The organism is Bacillus paralicheniformis (assembly GCF_001042485.2).
Lineage (GTDB): Bacteria > Bacillota > Bacilli > Bacillales > Bacillaceae > Bacillus > Bacillus paralicheniformis.
In genome coordinates, this window is the sequence record NZ_LBMN02000016.1 from 51,845 (window position 1) to 69,800 (window position 17,956).

At 42.4% G+C, this 17,956-nt stretch carries 14 protein-coding genes; 4 read left to right on the top strand and 10 right to left on the bottom strand.

Annotated elements, in window-relative coordinates; all coding sequences use genetic code 11:
• Positions 1-6: 6 nt before the first annotated feature.
• From narJ to ACH97_RS12415, 4 genes are read right to left on the bottom strand one after another with little or no spacing between them, the layout of a single operon-like run.
• Positions 7-570: a nitrate reductase molybdenum cofactor assembly chaperone gene (gene narJ / locus ACH97_RS12400; protein WP_053073128.1), complete on the bottom strand. Its 564-nt coding sequence runs from the start codon at positions 568-570 to the stop codon at positions 7-9.
• Complete coding sequence (gene narH, locus ACH97_RS12405; RefSeq protein ID WP_020452307.1) at positions 542-2,092, bottom strand: nitrate reductase subunit beta; 1,551 nt, start codon at positions 2,090-2,092, stop codon at positions 542-544. Before narH ends, narJ begins: the two co-directional genes overlap by 29 nt.
• Positions 2,082-5,765 carry a nitrate reductase subunit alpha gene (locus ACH97_RS12410; RefSeq protein ID WP_020452308.1) on the bottom strand — a complete coding sequence of 1,228 codons (3,684 nt, stop codon included), beginning with the start codon at positions 5,763-5,765 and terminating at the stop codon, positions 2,082-2,084. The genes narH and ACH97_RS12410 overlap by 11 nt, the downstream gene beginning before the upstream one ends.
• 52 nt (positions 5,766-5,817) lie before the next feature.
• Positions 5,818-7,314 carry a nitrate/nitrite transporter gene (locus ACH97_RS12415; protein WP_020452309.1) on the bottom strand — a complete coding sequence of 499 codons (1,497 nt, stop codon included), beginning with the start codon at positions 7,312-7,314 and terminating at the stop codon, positions 5,818-5,820.
• 309 nt (positions 7,315-7,623) lie between these two features.
• Here ACH97_RS12415 and hmpA point away from each other — a divergent pair, with 309 nt between their 5' ends.
• Positions 7,624-8,844: an NO-inducible flavohemoprotein gene (hmpA, locus tag ACH97_RS12420; RefSeq protein ID WP_020452310.1), complete on the top strand. Its 1,221-nt coding sequence runs from the start codon at positions 7,624-7,626 to the stop codon at positions 8,842-8,844.
• Between the two features lie 702 nt (positions 8,845-9,546).
• Here hmpA and ACH97_RS12425 read toward each other — a convergent pair.
• Positions 9,547-10,140: a TetR/AcrR family transcriptional regulator gene (locus tag ACH97_RS12425; protein ID WP_020452312.1), complete on the bottom strand. Its 594-nt coding sequence runs from the start codon at positions 10,138-10,140 to the stop codon at positions 9,547-9,549.
• An 88-nt stretch (positions 10,141-10,228) separates the two neighbouring features.
• Between ACH97_RS12425 and ACH97_RS12430 the strand changes: the two genes are divergently transcribed.
• Genes ACH97_RS12430 through ACH97_RS12440 form a run of 3 tightly spaced genes read left to right on the top strand, consistent with a single transcriptional unit; the run spans position 10,229 to position 12,498 of the window.
• Complete coding sequence (locus ACH97_RS12430; RefSeq protein WP_020452313.1) at positions 10,229-10,939, top strand: GAP family protein; 711 nt, start codon at positions 10,229-10,231, stop codon at positions 10,937-10,939.
• A gap of 31 nt (positions 10,940-10,970) precedes the next feature.
• Positions 10,971-11,183, top strand: coding sequence for a hypothetical protein (locus ACH97_RS12435; RefSeq protein WP_040037657.1), 213 nt, complete (start codon positions 10,971-10,973; stop codon positions 11,181-11,183).
• Positions 11,176-12,498, top strand: a complete 1,323-nt coding sequence (locus ACH97_RS12440; protein WP_020452314.1) for an ISL3 family transposase — start codon at positions 11,176-11,178, stop codon at positions 12,496-12,498. The genes ACH97_RS12435 and ACH97_RS12440 overlap by 8 nt, the downstream gene beginning before the upstream one ends.
• A 72-nt stretch (positions 12,499-12,570) precedes the next feature.
• On the opposite strand, the gene ACH97_RS12445 is transcribed toward ACH97_RS12440, so the two are convergent.
• The 5 genes from ACH97_RS12445 to ACH97_RS12465 form a co-directional block, all read right to left on the bottom strand.
• A complete protein-coding gene (locus tag ACH97_RS12445; protein WP_023855289.1) occupies positions 12,571-13,029 on the bottom strand; it encodes a hypothetical protein in 459 nt (152 codons plus the stop codon).
• 341 nt (positions 13,030-13,370) lie between these two features.
• A complete protein-coding gene (locus tag ACH97_RS12450) occupies positions 13,371-14,801 on the bottom strand; it encodes an MBL fold metallo-hydrolase (RefSeq protein WP_020452316.1) in 1,431 nt (476 codons plus the stop codon).
• Positions 14,802-14,873: 72 nt separating this feature from the next.
• Positions 14,874-16,073 (bottom strand): NAD(P)/FAD-dependent oxidoreductase, encoded by a 1,200-nt coding sequence (locus tag ACH97_RS12455; protein ID WP_043054403.1) that lies wholly within the window; start codon positions 16,071-16,073, stop codon positions 14,874-14,876.
• A gap of 158 nt (positions 16,074-16,231) precedes the next feature.
• Positions 16,232-16,876, bottom strand: coding sequence for a response regulator (locus tag ACH97_RS12460; protein ID WP_043054404.1), 645 nt, complete (start codon positions 16,874-16,876; stop codon positions 16,232-16,234).
• A complete protein-coding gene (locus tag ACH97_RS12465; RefSeq protein WP_043054405.1) occupies positions 16,851-17,942 on the bottom strand; it encodes a PAS domain-containing sensor histidine kinase in 1,092 nt (363 codons plus the stop codon). The genes ACH97_RS12460 and ACH97_RS12465 overlap by 26 nt, the downstream gene beginning before the upstream one ends.
• Positions 17,943-17,956 lie beyond the last annotated feature (14 nt).

Genomic DNA, 17,956 nt, shown 5'->3' on the forward strand with positions numbered 1-17,956 from the left:
TTTGAGTCATCCCGCATGGTGATCCGCGTCTTTTTCACTAGGTGGCAAATGTGTTGCAATGGCTGCTAAACAAGCTTTTAATAAAAAGCCATACGGATTATCCTCTTTTTCAAGCTCTGTCAGCAATAGGTCAATTGCTTTTTTGTGGATTAAAAACACCTTTTGAACAAAGTCTTTTTCCGCAATTGAGGCAAATTCTAATATAAGCGGTAAATAGTCGGGCAATTCATCATTTTTAATATAAAACCCGGCTTTTGCAAACTCCATTTTTAATTTTACAAAAGCTAGGCTGCGCTCTCTATTCTCTCCAAATCTTCCATGGGTTAAATAAAGCGTTTTAGGTTCGCTAAAATCAAACCACCGCACATAATTCTCGCACATCTCTTTAAAGGAGGTTTCATTTACATAGGTCAGAAACCGCCGAAGGCAGTACTTCATTCCTTTATCATTTATTTCATCAACAATTTGACTTGCTTCTTCCGATTCTGTCCATTCTTTATCCGGATATCTCAAGAATAATGAACAAAGCTTAAACACTAATCTATCTTCTTCCATCCATTGTGTTCCCATTTAGATCACTCCAATATTCTTCACTGAAGGCGTATAAATCTTCGTATTTTTCAGTGCCTAAACTGCAACCTGAGCAGCCCTCCATAAACTCGTACCCCGCTGAACCTTGTCCTGAATACATATTGCCTGCCTCTTCCCTGTGAGATTTTGGAATGACATAACGATCATTGTATTTCGCTATCGCGGATAATTCATACAATTCGACAGCGGTTTCTTCAGTTAACCCGGCGTCTTCAAGGATGGCTTGATCAAACGATTGCTTCAAGTTAACACTTCTCATATAACTCCTCATGGCAACCATTTTCTTTAATACGCGTTCAATAACTTTTGTATCCCCCGCTGACATTAAATTCGCAAGGTATTGGATGGGGATTCTGAACTGCTTGATCGTCGGAAAAATAATTCCGGGATCCAACATATCAATTTGACCGCCGAACGTATTGGTAATCGGACTTAAAGGCGGAATGTACCACACCATTGGCAAAGTTCTGTATTCCGGGTGCAAAGGCAGCGCCACCTTATGTTCCACAGCAAGCTTATATACAGGTGATGCTTGAGCCGCCTCAATCCAATCCTCCGGAATTCCGTCCTTCTTTGCTTGTTTGACGATTTCCGGATCATTTGGGTCCAAAAATAGGTTTAAGTGGGACTCATATAAATCCTTTGGGTCGGCAGCAGATGCCGCTTCTTCTATCTTGTCCGCGTCATATAAGACGATGCCGATGTAACGCAGGCGGCCGACGCAAGTCTCAGAACAAACTGTTGGCTGGCCGTTTTCAATACGCGGAAAACAAAACGTACACTTTTCGGCTTTATTCGTCTTCCAGTTAAAATAAACTTTTTTATACGGACAGCCCGACATGCAAAAACGCCAGCTGCGGCATGCATCCTCATCAACAAGAACGATGCCGTCTTCATCACGTTTGTAAATGGCCCCGGACGGACAGGAAGAAAGGCATGACGGATTGATACAGTGTTCACAAATTCTTGGCAAATACATCATAAAAGCTTGTTCATATTCTTGAATCACCTGTTCATCAACATTGTGCATGTTCGGATCCTTTTTGCCTGTATCATAAACACCCGCAAGATCGTCTTCCCAGTTCGGCCCCCACTTCAAATCGATGTATTCACCGGTAAGCTGAGAGATAGGCCTTGCAACTGGCTGATGCTTTTTCTGAGGACTTTTGATTAAATTTTCGTAATCATAGGTCCATGGCTCATAATAATCATCGATTCGGGTCAAATCGGGGTTGTAAAAGATATTCAGCAGCTTTTTGGCACGGCCGCCGGCTTTCAATTCAATCTTTCCGTTCTTCAACTCCCAGCCTCCGCGGTGGGTTTCTTGGTTTTCCCATTCCCTCGGGTAACCGACGCCCGGTTTTGTTTCAACATTGTTCCACCACATATATTCGGCGCCGCTACGATTCGTCCATGTATTATTGCATGTCACACTGCATGTGTGGCAGCCGATACATTTATCGAGGTTCATCACCATTCCAAATTGCGCTTTAATCTTCAAGCCAATCCACCTCGTTTCGCTCTAATTTACGAATAACGACTTGTTCATCCCTCTGGTTTCCGGTCGGCCCATAATAATTAAATCCGTAGCTTAGTTGAGCGTATCCCCCTATCATTTGTGTCGGCTTAACATGAATCCTAGTGGGACTGTTAAAAGTTCCCCCACGTTCTTTTGTTATTTTTGAACCGGGAACATTAATTGTTCTGTCCTGCACATGATACATAAACGCCACGCCTCTCGGTAACCGATGGCTGACGACGGCCCTTGCGACGACAACCCCGTTGCGATTGTACATTTCAAGCCAGTCATTATCACGGATACCAACAGTCTCGGCATCTTTATTATTCATCCATACATGCGGTCCGCCCCGGAACAGCGTAAGCATCGGCAATGTATCGTAGTATGTGCTGTGGTAAGACCACTTAAAATGCGGTGTTAAATAGCGCAGTTTTATTTCTTTGGTTGTTGATGCCGGACGTCCATCTTTATTATAGAAAGCAGCTTTTCTTAAAGGCGCTTTAAAGGTCGGCAGATCCTCCCCAAATTCACGCATGATTTCATGGTCTAAGAAGAAATGCTGCCTGCCGGTCAAGGTTCGGAATGGAATCAGCCGTTCTATATTGGTTGTAAAAGGCGAGTAACGGCGATTGCCTGTCTCTGTCCCGCTATAGACCGGAGATGATAAAACCTTTCTTGGCTGGGCTGTAATCTCGTCAAATGAAATGTGCTCTTCAGCCCGTTCTATGGCTAGGTCTTTTAATTTTTGCCCGGTTTTCTTTTCTAAAGTATCCCATGCTTTCATTGCGAGCGAACCGTTCGTCGTGCTGGATAATGTCAGGATAGCTTCAGCAGCGTTTCGATCTGCAGAGATATCGGGGCAATCTTTATATTCTTTTGTCGTTTTAGCTGTGCCTAAAATATCTTTCAATTCGTCATATTCCTCTTTAGCATCCCAGCTTAGTCCCTTGGCGCCGATTTTTTCCCGTATATTCGGCCCGAGCGCAATGAATTTATCGTATACTTTGGTATACTCCCTTTCGACGACGTGAATGCGCGGGAAATTCTCTCCAGGAACCGGTTCAACCCCATTATTTTTCCAGTCGGGGATTAATCCTAACGCCTGCGATGTCTCGTCTGAAGTATCATGGAGGAGCGGTGTAGCGACAATGTCCTTTACCGTCTCCGGCAGATATTTCTCGGCTAAAGATTGAAATGTTTTCGCCAGCTTTTTAAAAGTATCCCAATCAGATCGGCTCTCCCACGGCGGTGTAATCGCTGGATTGAAAGGATGAATAAAAGGGTGCATATCGGTAGAGCTGATATCATACTTTTCATACCAGGTTGCAGCCGGCAAGACAATATCCGAATACAACCCCGTACCTGACATTCGAAAATCCATATTGATAAGCAAATCAAGTTTTCCTTCTTGTGCAACAGATGCTGAATCTACCTCTTCTGTATGCAGGGATTGATCTTGTTCGCCTAAAATGCTTGAATGTGTACCGAGCAGGTGCTTCAGAAAATATTCATGCCCCTTTGCAGAACTTCCAATTAAATTCGCCCTCCATACAAATAACGTTTTCGGAAAATTAACAGGATTGCCCGGCTCTTCAATTGCGAATTTCATTTGACCATTTTTCATTTGATCAACGACATACTTCACAGCTTCATCATTATTAGCTGCCTTTGCCTCTTCGTACAACGTAATCGAGTTTTTATTAAATTGCGGATAGGAAGGCAGCCACCCTAATCGTGCAGCGAGTACATTATAATCTCCCAGATGATGATATCTGGGCTTCTCGACTAACGGTGAAATTAAATCTGAGGATTTTTGATCCTCATAACGCCATTGCTCTGTCACGAAATAAAAGAAAGATGTTCCATTTTGTAAACGCGGCGGACCTCCCCAGTCACGTGCCATCGCCACAGTTTGCCATCCTTCAAGGGGGCGTACTTTTTCCTGACCGACGTAATGCGCCCATCCTCCTCCGTTTACTCCCTGGGAGCCTGTTAACAAAACTAGATTGAGAATCGCCCTGTAAATGGTATCAGAATGATACCAATGGTTAATGCCTGATCCCATGATAATCATCGACCGTCCCTTGCTATCAACCGCATTTTGGGCGAATTCTCTTGCAATTTGAGCGGCTAGTTTGCGGTCAATACCGGTTATTTGTTCTTGCCATGCCGGTGTGTATGGCTTTGGATCGTCATAGTCTTTTGGATAATCACCGGGTAATCCGCGATTTACGCCAGTTTGCGCAAGCATGAGGTCGAAAACGGTTGTGACGTAAACAGACTCTCCGTTTTGTTGAATTTCCTTGACTGGCACTCCTCTTGCGATAATTTGCTTTTGTTCTTGACCAAAGTAAGGAAACTGCAGCAATACAGTTTTGTCTTCTATCCCTAACAAGGAGAGTGCAGGCTCAAGATCTCCGAGCTGATTTTCAGTATCTTTCAGGTGTAAATTCCACTCCCCTCCTTCCGACCAGCGATGGCCGACGGTTCCATTAGGTGCAGCACATTGATTGGAGTTTTTATCAAATACAATCGTTTTCCATTCAGCCTTGTTTACATTCATCCCCAGGTCGCTTGCACGCAAAAACCGGTCTGTTTTATAGTGATTGCCATGCTTTTTTAATGTAATAAGAAAAGGCAAATCAGTATATTTCTTGACGTAATCTTCGAAATAGGGCGTTTTTTGATCGACATAAAATTCTTTGAGAATAACATGGGTCATCGCCATCGCCAACGCTGAATCCATACCTGGACTAACGTTTAACCAATGATCGGCAAATTTAACAAACTCAGCATAATCCGGGCTAATAGAAACTACTTTAGTGCCGTTATACCTTGCTTCAACATAGAAATGGGCATCAGGCGTTCTCGTTTGCGGCAAATTAGAACCCCATACCAGTAAGTAGCTGGAGTTATACCAATCAGAGCTTTCAGGAACATCCGTCTGTTCGCCCCAAACTTGCGGCGATGCAGGCGGGAGATCGGCATACCAGTCGTAAAAGCTGAGCAGCGGCGCGCCGATTAAATTCAAAAACCTCGCCCCGCCCGCATAACTGACCATGGACATTGCCGGGATCGGCGAAAAACCTACAATGCGGTCGGGGCCGTATTTTTTGATCGTAAAAATTAATTGAGCGGCAATCATCATATTTACTTCATCCCAGTTTGCCCGGACGAATCCGCCTTTACCGCGCGCTTGTTTATAAGCTTTTTGCATGCCGGGATTCTCAGAAATCACTTCCCATGCCTCGACCGGATCGTTCGTTTTTTGCATGGCTTCTTTCCACACTTTTAACAAAGCGCTTCTCACATATGGAAAACGAACTCGTATCGGGCTGTATGTATACCATGAGAAACTCGCACCGCGCGGGCATCCTCTCGGCTCATATTCAGGCATGTTCGGACCGGTAGTCGGATAGTCTGTTTGTTGTGTTTCCCACGTGATGATTCCGTCTTTCACATGAACTTTCCAGCTGCAGGAACCGGTGCAATTCACGCCATGAGTGGTGCGAACCACCTTGTCATGCTGCCACCTTCTGCGATAGTATTTTTCAGACTCGCGGTCTGCACTGGATAACGTACTATGATTGTTTAAATCAGCGGTGCGTCCAAAAAAAGTCATCTTTTTGAGCAATGGGGAAATTTTCTTCTTCATGACAACACTCCCTTTCGATCGTTTTATGAAGTCCATTACAAAACGACTTCTTTTATGTTTTTTGAGAAATATCACTAAAGATTGCTACAAAATACATGACTTCGCCGGCATCATTTTTAACGGCACTGATTGTCAACCATTCGAGATATTCTTCTCCATTTTTACGCTTATTCCAAATCTCGCCCTGCCAATACCCGTTTTCCTTGAGTTTCTTCCACATCTCTTCATAAAAATCTCGATCATGTCTTCCAGACCTTAAAAGCCGCGGGGTTTGGCCGACAGCTTCTTCTTTTTGATATCCGGTTACAGCACTAAATGCGGGATTTACTTTTTGAATAACGCCTTTAGTGTTGGTGACCATTACACCCTGTCCAGTACTTTCAACAATGTTGTCCGCAAGCCTAAGCTTGTCAGAATAAAACATCCAAACAACTATAATTAAGCTTGCCAAGGCAAACTCTGATAACGCCATGAAACCAATGGCATAATTCCCTGTCATCTGATTGACTGCGGTTAAAATGAGAGGCGGAAAAAATCCCCCAAGTCCTCCCATGGCGGAAACAATTCCATTCACAATGCCGCCTTGTTTTGAAAAATAGAGTGGCACTAGTTTAAACGTGGTTCCATTTCCGATTCCCGAACAAACCGCCACTGTTAAAACTCCAACGGTATATAATGTCATCGTTGGAGAAAAAGAGAGTAGCACACCAGAAATCGTCAATCCTGAAAATACGATGATAAGAACCTTAAATGGATTGAATTTATCCCCCAGCCATCCTCCAAGCGGGCGAAACAACGTACAAATCGTGATAAATCCTGCGGTACGCAATCCTGCATCAACTTCGCTAAGATTAAATTGAGAAACTAAAAAATTGGGAAGATATACGGTAAATGCAACAAATGAGCCAAATGTTATAAAGTAAAAAAGGCTGAGAAACCATAGTTTTTCATCCCGATAAACATTGAGGATTTGCTCCTTTAAAGCTGTTTTAACTTTTGGTTCATGTTTATCGCCCAATAAGAAATTGAGAGCAGCCAATATGATCAGCGGAATGAGAAAAAGCCTGACAGTAACTTCCCATCCCAATTGGTTTGCAAGGATCGGCGCACCAAATGAAGTAAACGCTGTTCCGATGTTTCCGACTCCGTATATCCCATTGACAAATCCATGCCGATCTTTTGAATAGTACTTTGTCAAAGAAGTAACTCCGACAGAGAATATTGCTCCGCCAATACCTAAAAAAAGACCGGCTATTAATAAGTCGTTAAAAGAATCAGCGAGGCTTAAATAATAGACCGGCAGGATTAAAAATAAGAGGCTTACAAGAAAAACCCGCCTCGCGCCAAACCGATTCGTCCAATAGCCTATCGGAACCCGAAGAACAGATCCCAATATTACCGGAATTGCTGTCACCCATGATAATTGCACTGATGAAAGTGCGATATCCTTTTTGATATATGTCATTAATGATGAAATAATGACCCATACCATAAACCCCACAATCAAGCTGAATGTTTGAAGAGGCAGCTGTATGTTTGTTTGCTTCATTTCAGATGACCTTTCTTATAATTTCACGTTATTTCCATAATTCCCAAACAGGTACTATTTATGCATTCCTCAATGAATCCGTTTTTTGGTGTTTTAGGATTCTTAAATAGCCTCCCGGAACACAGTTTCTGTGAAAGAAATTGATAATTCGAGAGCAGTATTGTTGAAAAAGATGTCCTTCACTTAAGAAAAGAATGAAGTTGACAAAAGAACCTGCAACATCCTATGACTGGATATCACATGTTTATTTTGCTTGTTTTGTATATTTCGTATTTAAGAAATCAAACTAAATAAAAAGGAGGGAATATAGTGCTTGATGAGAAAACAATCAAAATTGTGAAGTCAACTGCCCCAGTCTTAAAGGAGCATAGCCATGAAATCGGCAAACGTTTTTATGAATTATTATTTTCAAAAGTGCCTGAGTTACACAATTTGTTTAATCAAACAAATCAAAAGCGCGGTATTCAACAAGAGGCTTTGGCGTATTCTGTGTATGCCGCTGGCGAAAATATCGATCATTTAGAAGCGATAGATCCCGTTATCAAAAGAATTACTGAAAAGCACCGAGCAATCGGCATAAAACCTGAACAATATCCAATTGTGGGCGCAACTCTGCTCAATGCTGTGAAAGATGTGCTGGGCGATGCGGCAACAGAAGAAGTGCTTGGAGCCTGGAAAAAAGCTTACGATGAAATCGCAAAAGCTTTTATCGATATAGAACAAAAGCTTTATGAAGAAACTGAACATCTGCCTGGCGGCTGGAGTGGCTATCGTGATTTTCGCGTTGATCAAAAAGTGGAGGAAAGCAGGCTGATTACATCATTTTATTTAAAGCCGGAGGATGGTAAACCAATCGCTTCTTATAAAGCCGGCCAATATTTAACTTTACAAGCAGAGATTCCAGGTGAAACGTATACCCACATCCGCCATTACAGCCTTTCCGACGCTCCCGGCAAAGATTATTACAGAATCTCCGTCAAACGTGAGGAAGGACGCGGAGGCGCACCGGCTGGCATCGTCTCAACGTACTTGCATCAGCAAGTGCAAACAGGCGATATTCTCAAATTTTCCGCTCCGGCGGGCGATTTCGTCATTAGCAGCAAAGATTTGCCGCTTGTTTTGATCAGCGGAGGCGTCGGCATCACACCATTATTAAGCATGTTAAATACGGTGGCTGAACAACATCCCAACAGACATGTAACATTTATTCATTCAGCAAAAAACAGTGAGTTTCACGCTTTTAAAGAACATGTTGAAAAATTAGCTGAAAAGCATGAGAATATCCGGTCATTTGTGTGCTACGAAGCACCTGCCTCCATGGACCGTTCTCTACTAAACTTTGATAAGGAAGGTTATGTTGACCTGGAGTGGCTTCAGTCCATCCTGCCGGGAAAGGATGCCGATTTTTATTTTTGCGGCCCTCTTCCCTTTATGAAAGCCATTAACGCTGCCCTCAAAAAATGGAACGTATCAAAAAACAACATTCATTATGAAGTGTTTAACCCTGTCGCGATTTTAGAGGAAGAATAAAAAGGAGAGAATTTAGGACGTTGTAAACTATAAAAGGCCTCCCATGAAAAAAGAATACCCTTAAGATTTTTTGCACATTCTTAGGTTCCCCTGACATGCTAAAGGACTGAATACTTCTTCAATTCAGCCCTTTAGCTTAATGACTTAAGCTTTTGTCTTATCATAACGATAAAGTACAGGTTGCAAAATAAATAAACAAAACACAATCCAAATAAAAAGAGAAAGCCACTTTAATAGTGAATCCCATCCGCTCCAAAAAGACATAAAATAAAGGATTGGCAAAATAAAAATCAAACTAAAAAGCAATTTTGAAGCTGTTGTTTCCTTTAGCGGACTTTTACATCTGGGACAAGTTGGCCTCTTTGTTCTAATCAGTTTAGAATTTTCTCTAAAAGTAAACGGTTTCCTGCATACTGGACATTTACTCATTTTCCCGCTCCTTAACAGGGCTTACTTTGTAAAAACAAGCTTGAGCTTTGTTGTTTGCTTTGTTTTTTCTTATAATGCCATGTGGACTTATGCTTATATTTATATTGTTTGTAACACATGCTTCCATCTTTGACAGGCTTCGAAGTTCTGTATTGCTTGATTTTCACCTTTATTAATTTAGGCTCTTCGGATTTTATGGTGGGATTCTACTTCTTTTCACTGTCGAGTCATTCCACAGGGGTTATTTAGAAAACAAGTGTTTAACTTATTATATTATTGATTGCAAAGTTCATTTAAGTGGTGTGTAATAATTTGTTCTGCTTTTTCAATTGTGAATATATCCGGTCTTAAAAGAGCATGAATGGATATGCCTTCAATGATGACAGCAAGTCTTAATTTTTCGATTTCAATATTTATGGTTTTATTTATACAACCTGCTTTTATTAATATTTCAAGCAGTGCTTCCATTAAAATATATTCTCCTTCAGTTAGTTCATCTTTTTTTGCGTTCAAAGCTGCACTAGTAAGTGAGCGGATGGCAAAAACTAGCCAAACACCCGTTTCAGTTTGTTTATCCTGACTCACCGGAACTAATTCTAACAACGTTTCACGTACCGCATTAAGAGGGTTTGTTGACCAGGATATATTCTCCGACCTTTCTCTCCCGCGAGCAAGAAAATATTCCATGATAAATAATAGTAATTCATCTTGGTTTGAGAAATAATGTCTTAGTGCTCCGGTAGACATTCCAGCCTCAGATGCGATTCTGCGGATAGATGCTCTTTCAATGCCTTCCGTTTTGATAATTTTCCAAGCCGTTTCAGCGATGATCTTCCTTTTATGATCATGATCAACGATTTTTGGCACTTAAATCACCTCTTGCTTTTATTTCGCACACTGTGTTATTATCATTTTATCACAGTGTGTGAAATAAATAAATAAGGAGGATATTTAGGTGCTTGAAATCATTGAATCATTAATTCCTACCAACATAGATTTCACAACAGCACTCCTCATTATTGTGCTCTGTGCTTTCATTGACATTTTAAGCCCCGGGGTATTGGCCATCACAGCTTATATCCTTCTAATACAAAGAGAAAAATTGGCATCGCGTTTGATGGTTTTTTTAATATCCACACAAATTTGCTATTTTATGGTGGGTATCTTGGTTTACCTGGGAGTTGGGCAGATAATTGGTTTTATAGAAAGCGTGACTAACAATCAAATTTCAAGTTGGTTTTATACGATACTTGGAGTTGTCCTTGTACTCATTAGTTTTTATAAGCCTAAAAAAGGAATGGAATCCCGGTTTTTAGAGTGGTTACCTAAAGAATTATCAATAAGTGCGATGATTATACTCGGTATTATTGTATTTGCGATCGAGTTTACCACAGCCTTACCGTATTTTTACTCGATATTATTAATGGATGGTTTAGCGTTCAATACCGGCTTGTCCATAAGTATTTTACTTGGCTATAACGTGCTTATGGTACTTCCTTCAATCATATTATTGTTCATTTATATTCTATTTAGAGGTTGGATACAGAATAAGCTTGAAAAACTAAAAACAAAATTATTAAAAGCTCCATTGTCTTCTTTATTAGTGGGAGTGGCAGTTATTGGAGCTGTTTTATTCAATATCGGCATTAGGGGAATTCTATCGTGATATTAGTTATTTGGAAAGGGGATGTAGTGTTATGAAAGAGATTGCAAGCGGTGTAAGTCTACTTCTATTAATCCAAGGAGTTGGAGGTATCATAAACCGATTAGCAGGTGGGGGACCAAGTTGGTTTCTCGTAAATTACATCGAGGCTTTGCAAGGGTATGAAATTATAGCCAGTATGGTGTTAGTTATACTGGGAGCAATTATTGGTGTAGGTTCTCTCAAAATAAAAGGTAAAGATGACTAACCTATTATCTCTTCAAGACCTCATAGTTATTGAACCACCACAAGAAAATGAAAGCGATATGTTGTTTAAAGTGGAAGCAATCAACCCACCAGAACGTTGTCCTGAATGTGGTTTTGACAAGTTATATAAGCACAGTTCACGAAAGCAATTGATTATGGATTTGCCCATTCGTTTAAAGCGAGTGGGCTTACAATTGAACCGTAGACGTTATAAGTGTTGTGAATGTGATTCTACCTTCTGGGAACGCCTTATATCCATTGACGAAAAGCGTAGTATGACCAAAAGGCTTGTAAAAGCTATCGAAGAACAATCCATGTCAAAAACCTTTGTAGAAGTTGCAGAAAACGTTGGTGTTGACGAGAAGACCGTCAGGAACGTTTTTAAGGACTACGTATCATTCAAAGAGCGAGAATACCAGTTTGAGACTCCTAGATGGCTTGGGATAGATGAAATACACATTATCCGTAAACCTCGCCTTGTATTGACTAACGTTGAACGTAGGACTATCTATGACATCAAGACCAACCGTAACAAGGAAACAGTCATTCAACGCCTTTCAGAAATCAGTGACAGGACCTATATTGAATACGTCACAATGGATATGTGGAAGCCTTACAAAGATGCTGTTAATACCGTCTTACCACACGCGAAAGTGGTTGTAGATAAGTTCCACGTTGTCCGAATGGCTAACCAAGCCTTAGACGGTGTTAGAAAGGCTATCAAAGCTAAAATGACAGCTTTGGAAAGGCGTACCCTTATGCGTGAGAGGTTTATCCTTCTAAAGCGTAAACACGATTTAAATGAGCGTGAAGCATTTCTCTTAGATACTTGGTTAGGTAGTCTGCCTGATCTAAAAGAAGCCCATGAACTCAAAGAAGAATTTTACTGGATATGGGATACCGATGATCCTGAAGAAGGCAGAGACCGTTACAGACTGTGGAGAATACATTGTATGTCCAGTAACTCCAAAGACGCTTATAAAGATCTTGTGAGAGCTGTAGACAACTGGCAAGACGAAATATTCAACTACTTCGATAAAAAACTTACAAACGCTTATACAGAATCTATAAACAGTATTATTAGGCAAGTTGAACGAATGGGTAGAGGTTACTCATTTGAAGCGTTACGAGCCAAAATACTGTTTAATGAGAACCTCCATAAGAAACGTAAGCCACGATTTAATTCAAGTGCTTTCAGCAAGGCTATATTATACGACACTTTCAATTGGCATGAAGTAACAGACCACGTCATAACAGGCAACTATGGTGTTGATTTTTCCACACTTATTAAGAAATTGGAAAAGGGTGAATTATAAGCCCTTTTCCACCAAATAATCCGAATACCCTTAATTTATCAAGTGTCTTTCCTACAGCCAATGAAGTTAGGGTTAAAACGTTTGTTTTACTCTGCTCGCAGGAACCCTGGTCCATATACTTGTCAAAGAAATTGCCGCTCCAACCAAAGTGCCTGCCGGAACATTATTTGTTACAGTCCCCATGTATACTTCTTTGTACGCTGACAAACCCATTTCAAATTCTTTCTTTGTTTCTAATGCTACACCATTTAATAAGGTCATGCCCGTTGCAGGGTTATATTGAATATAAGTCGTATGTTTATTTTCCGTAACGATGGCTTCAACGATTCCATTTTCATGGTATGTTGTTTCCAGCGTAAAATGCACCTGCCCATCTTTTACAATTTCCCTTGTCTTTTTCCCTGAGCAATATAGATCGTCAATGGCAGTTTTATGGTCTACAAATCCTTCAGCCGAGACAAAGTCATATGGAGTCACAAAAGAACCACCTGCAAAAAGCAGTACTATTAAAAAATACATTTTCTTTTTCACACTCCCCCCCTGAATATCCAAATAATTACTTTACATTTTATAAAAAGGGGTCATTTTGCACAATACTTTTGTCAACGTAAATTTCCTAAAGTCAACAAATCGCTTTTTGTATGCCACAGGAATGTATCGACATCTTGGACGGAAAAAAGTCATCGTCGGCCGTTTCGGCCTTGATTCGAAAGAAGAGAAAACGCGAAAAAGCGGGCACTAAGGAAGATGTTTCAGAAGTTTGATCGGACGGAGAAGGAAAAGCGGAAATAATATCAGTCAGAGGCCGGGAGGAAGACAAAATCGGCCTCTTGACTCTTTATTCCATGCGCTTGAGCAGACATTTTCTTTCATTACAATCCGCTGCAAGAAGTTGTCATGGCAAGACCGTCTTTCTGCCATTGGACAATGCCGCCGCTCAAACTCAATACTTGTTTGAAACCGCCGTTAGCTTGAAGAATGCTGGCTCCGATGGCAGATCGGGCTCCGGAATGGCATTGCACAAGAATCGGACAGTCTCTTCTAATTTCATCGAGCCGTTCTGGGAGCGTTCCCAGCATGATGTGTTGCGAATTTGGAATATGACCTTCCTGCCATTCAGTCAGATTGCGAACATCAAGCACGTGCACGAATCCGTCATCCACTAATTTTGCGATCTCAGGTGGCGTGATCTCCGCGTACGATTCAAGTGAAAAAGCACCGCTTGCCAGGATTTTGTCCCGATCCATAAACCCTGCCGCATTGTCAATGCCCACAGAGCGCAGCGCTTCCAGGAGTTCGTTCACTTCTGCCGGATTCGTTATGAAGTACACAGGACGAGTGTAGTCGATGAGCCAGCCTGCCCAGTTCGTAAACGCCTTGTTGAATGGAATGTTGATTGTGCCTTTGATATGCCCTTCAGCAAATTCTCGGGAAGTGCGGGTATCCACAATTTGCTCTTTTCCCTGCAAATCTTTCACTTGTTCAATCGATGTAATCTCTGGAACAGCAGAAAGATCTTTAAGCAATGCAGGGCCTTCTTTATTTACTCGTTTCATCACAGCGAAATACTTTGGCGGTTCTGGTTGCCCGTCAAGCAAGGCTTTAACGAATGTTTCTTCATCGGTGTATGCCATTGCCCAGTTAAACATCTTTTCGTAACCGACAGTCGTAGTTGGAATGGCTCCCAATGCCTTGCCGCAAGCGCTGCCTGCGCCATGAGCCGGCCAAACCTGCAAGTAATCCGGGAGTTGTTTAAACTTTCCAAGGGACTTGAACATCTCTCTTGCCCCCGATTGTGACGTTCCTTTGATCCCCGCCGCTTTTTCGAGCAAATCGGGTCTGCCAATGTCGCCCACAAAGACGAAATCTCCTGTAAAGATGCCGATTGGACGATCCGCATTTCCTCCGCCGTCCGTCAACAGAAAGGAAATGCTTTCCGGGGTATGGCCGGGAGTATGCATAACCTCAAACATCAGGTTTCCGATGGAAAAGCGATCGCCGTCTTTCACAAGTTGATGTTTCAATTCATCGACATATTGGTATTTCCAATCTGCGTCCCCTTCATCGGAAAGATACAGCTTCGCTTGATGTGTAGCGCCGAGTTCGCGAGCGCCGGAAACAAAGTCGGCGTGGATATGGGTTTCTGCGGCCGCTGTGATGTTTAGCCCTTCATCTTCGGCTGCTTGTAAATATGGTTTTAGATTGCGGCCGGGATCAATGACAATTGCCTCTCCTGTTTTTTGGCAGCCAACCAGATAGGATGCATGGGCCAGCTTTTCATCGTAAAAATAGCGCAATAACATGTTGTATTCCTCCTCTTGAAACATTTAACGGAATATGTCCTTTTGAGTTCGCATCATGCTTTGTCTTGCCTCTTACATCAGTCCTTTTAACATGCCATTCCAATACATGATGGGAAGCAATCTTCTTTTTAACAGGTACATGCTGAATCGTTCCTTGGACTGATCAAATGGAAACGTTTCTTGCGGCACCTTGTGATAGTCAAACTCAGCCAGCACGAGTTTGTTGTATCCTGTAACCAAGGGGCACGAGGTATATCCATCGTACTTTGCTTCTAATGAAGATCCTTTGATCAAGGACATCAGATTTCGCACCACAACCGGAGCCTGTTTACGAACTGCAGCTCCCGTTTTGGACGTCGGCAGGTTGGCACAGTCACCAATTCCGAAAACATTGGCAAACTTTTTGTGCTGCAGCGTGTACGGATCAACATCGACCCAGCCGCCGGCATCCGCCAATGCGCTTTCTTTGATGAAGAGAGGTGCTTTCATCGGCGGCGTCACATGAAGAAGATCATATGCTAATACTTCCTGCTCTCCCGTCTCCAAGTTTTCGAACAAGGCTTCTTTTGAATCAGGCTGAATTTCGATTAGATTTCTCTTGTACATCGTGTGGATATCCTTGCGCCTGACGACTTTTTCGAGCGCATTTGCATATTTGGGGACATCAAAAATGATCGATTTCGCCGATGCGAAAATAATGTCCGACTGATGGCGAACATTTGACTTGCGAAAATAGTCATCTGCTAAGTACATAATTTTCTGTGGAGCTCCCCCGCACTTCACGGGAGAATCAGGATGAGTGAAAATGGCGGTTCCGCCTTTAAAATTGCGGATGTTTTCCCAAGTGCTGTCTACCGTATGATATGAATAGTTGCTGCAAACCCCGTTTTTTCCAACCGCATCTTTCAAACCTTTGACCCCGTCCCAATCGATTTGCAAACCGGCTGCCGCCACGAGATAATCGTAGGAAACGATCGTTCCTTGTTTTGTAAGAAGTGTGTTCTGATTCGGGCGAAACTCAGTTACAGCATCGCCGATCAAGTCGACCCCGCCAGGAATCAGGGAAGCTAAATCGCGCTCAGACTCTTCCTTCTTCGCTGCGCCGCCTCCAACTAATGTCCACAAAGGCTGGTAATAGTGCTTTGTTTGCGGGTCAATGATGGCAATTTGTCCTTTGAGTGTTTTAGAAGCCCGAACGAGACGGGCGGCGACAGAGATGCCAGCAGTCCCACCTCCAACAATGACAATGGAATAACGAGCCTGTCTTGCCATGGTCAACCCCCTTATGTTTATAGAAAGTTGCTGTTTGTCTTAAAGATGTGTCTCTCGTTTTTTAAGTTACCATCCATCTTCCTTTTTTGTATAGGGGAACTCCCCTACTTTTATTTGAGCACCGTCTTCCCAAGCTGACAAGGTTAAGGGGCAGTATGTTAGAACGTCAGATCGAGATATTTGTTTTTGATCGCATATTGGATTAATTCGTGTTTCGAGTCCAGTTTTAATTTCTGCATCATATTTGTTTTATGATTTTCGACGGTTTTGACGCTGATTGAGAGTTTATCGGCAATCTCCTTATTGGCATAACCCAGCACAATGAATCTGAGAATCTCCTTTTCGCGAACAGTTAAAACAGAAGGCGGCTTTTGGGACTCTGAATTCAGCCATTGATCAATGATGTCCTGCGATACAGATGTCTTATAATAGAGATTTCCCCTGTACACTTCGACAATCGCCTGATAAAGCAACTGATAATGACTGTTTTTCAAGACGTATCCATGGGCCCCCGCCTCTATCGCTTTTTGGATAAAAATTTCTTTATCATGCATTGTCAAAATCACGATTTTAACAGAAGGGTTCATCTTTCGGATCGCAGTGCTCGCTGTGAATCCGTCCAACCCGTTTGGCATCGACAAATCCATCAGCACGACATCCGGTTTCAACTGTCCGGCCTTAAAAACGGCTTCGTTGCCATTGTTGCTTTCTCCCGCAATTTCGATTTCAGAAAAACCTTCCAAAAGCACACGGATGCCCTTGCGGATCATCATGTGGTCATCGACCAGCAATACCTTGATCACTCCCCCTCCCCTCCTTGTCCTGTACTTTCACTTTAATTGTCGTTCCTTTCTGAAGTGCGGAGTGAATTCGAAGGCTTCCTTCCATCTGATTGACTCTTTCTTCCATATGTTTGAATCCCAAGCCTTCCTCTGTCAGCCCGCGATCAAAACCAATGCCATTGTCCTGAATCATCAAAATAAGCTCGCCATCTTCTTTGTACAATATGACCTTAATATGTGTCGCCTGCGAATATTTCAGGGCATTATGCAGCGCCTCCTGAATGATGCGGTATAAATTGATTTCCAAAACCGGCAGCAAGCGAATGCTGACATTGCTTGAGGCAAACGTAATAGAAACATCCTGATGAGTCTTGTTTAAGCTGGACACAAGGTGCTTGACAGCAGGAATCAGCCCCAGCTGATCGAGACTGTGCGGCCGCAGCTGAAGAGAGTAGAGCTTGACGTCTTGGATCGCTTTTTCCAGTTCATCGATGATTTCCTGCATGTACTCTCTAAATGTTTCTTCCTGCTCCATGCGCGATTGAATCGCTTGAATACCTACTGAAACCGAATAAAGCGATTGTCCTACGCCATCGTGCAGTTCCTGGGCCAGCCGCTTGTGTTCGTTTTCCTGAGTTTCTAGCGTTTTTTGCAGAACCAGCTTGGAGATCCGCGCTTCCTCTTCCTTTTTCTTTATCGTTAAATCTTTCAGGACCAAAAGAACTTCCATTTGATCGCCGTTTTCAGAAATGACAGCCGTACTCATCTCCATGTCAACGAATCGTCCCTCATATGTGGGCATCGAGGAAAGAAAATAAGGAACTTCCCGCTTGGCCAGCAAATAACAACGCTCTTCTCCCGCTTCCAATTTTCTCGTTTGGCAGTAGGAACAGTACGGAACCTTGTCACCTAATTTCCATCCCGTCATCTTCTCTGCGGACGGATTCATCACCAGAATTCTGCGTTCCTGATCCATCATGATGATTCCATCCTGCAAATGGTCGAAGATCTGCCTTAAATAGCCGCTTTCCATTGACTTTCCTTCTTCTTTATACCGTTCAAAAAAAGTCGGGTTTTGACACATCATGGCCCCTCCCTTTA

Bases quoted from the DNA above. Each gene is read 5' to 3' on its own strand.
- narJ (WP_053073128.1), bottom strand. From the start codon at position 570: ATGGGAACACAATGGATGGAAGAAGATAGATTAGTGTTTAAGCTTTGT.
- ACH97_RS12410 (WP_020452308.1), bottom strand. From the start codon at position 5,765: ATGAAGAAGAAAATTTCCCCATTGCTCAAAAAGATGACTTTTTTTGGA.
- ACH97_RS12415 (WP_020452309.1), bottom strand. From the start codon at position 7,314: ATGAAGCAAACAAACATACAGCTGCCTCTTCAAACATTCAGCTTGATT.
- ACH97_RS12435 (WP_040037657.1), top strand. From the start codon at position 10,971: ATGAAAGAGATTGCAAGCGGTGTAAGTCTACTTCTATTAATCCAAGGA.
- ACH97_RS12440 (WP_020452314.1), top strand. From the start codon at position 11,176: ATGACTAACCTATTATCTCTTCAAGACCTCATAGTTATTGAACCACCA.
- ACH97_RS12450 (WP_020452316.1), bottom strand. From the start codon at position 14,801: ATGTTATTGCGCTATTTTTACGATGAAAAGCTGGCCCATGCATCCTAT.
- ACH97_RS12455 (WP_043054403.1), bottom strand. From the start codon at position 16,073: ATGGCAAGACAGGCTCGTTATTCCATTGTCATTGTTGGAGGTGGGACT.
- ACH97_RS12465 (WP_043054405.1), bottom strand. From the start codon at position 17,942: ATGATGTGTCAAAACCCGACTTTTTTTGAACGGTATAAAGAAGAAGGA.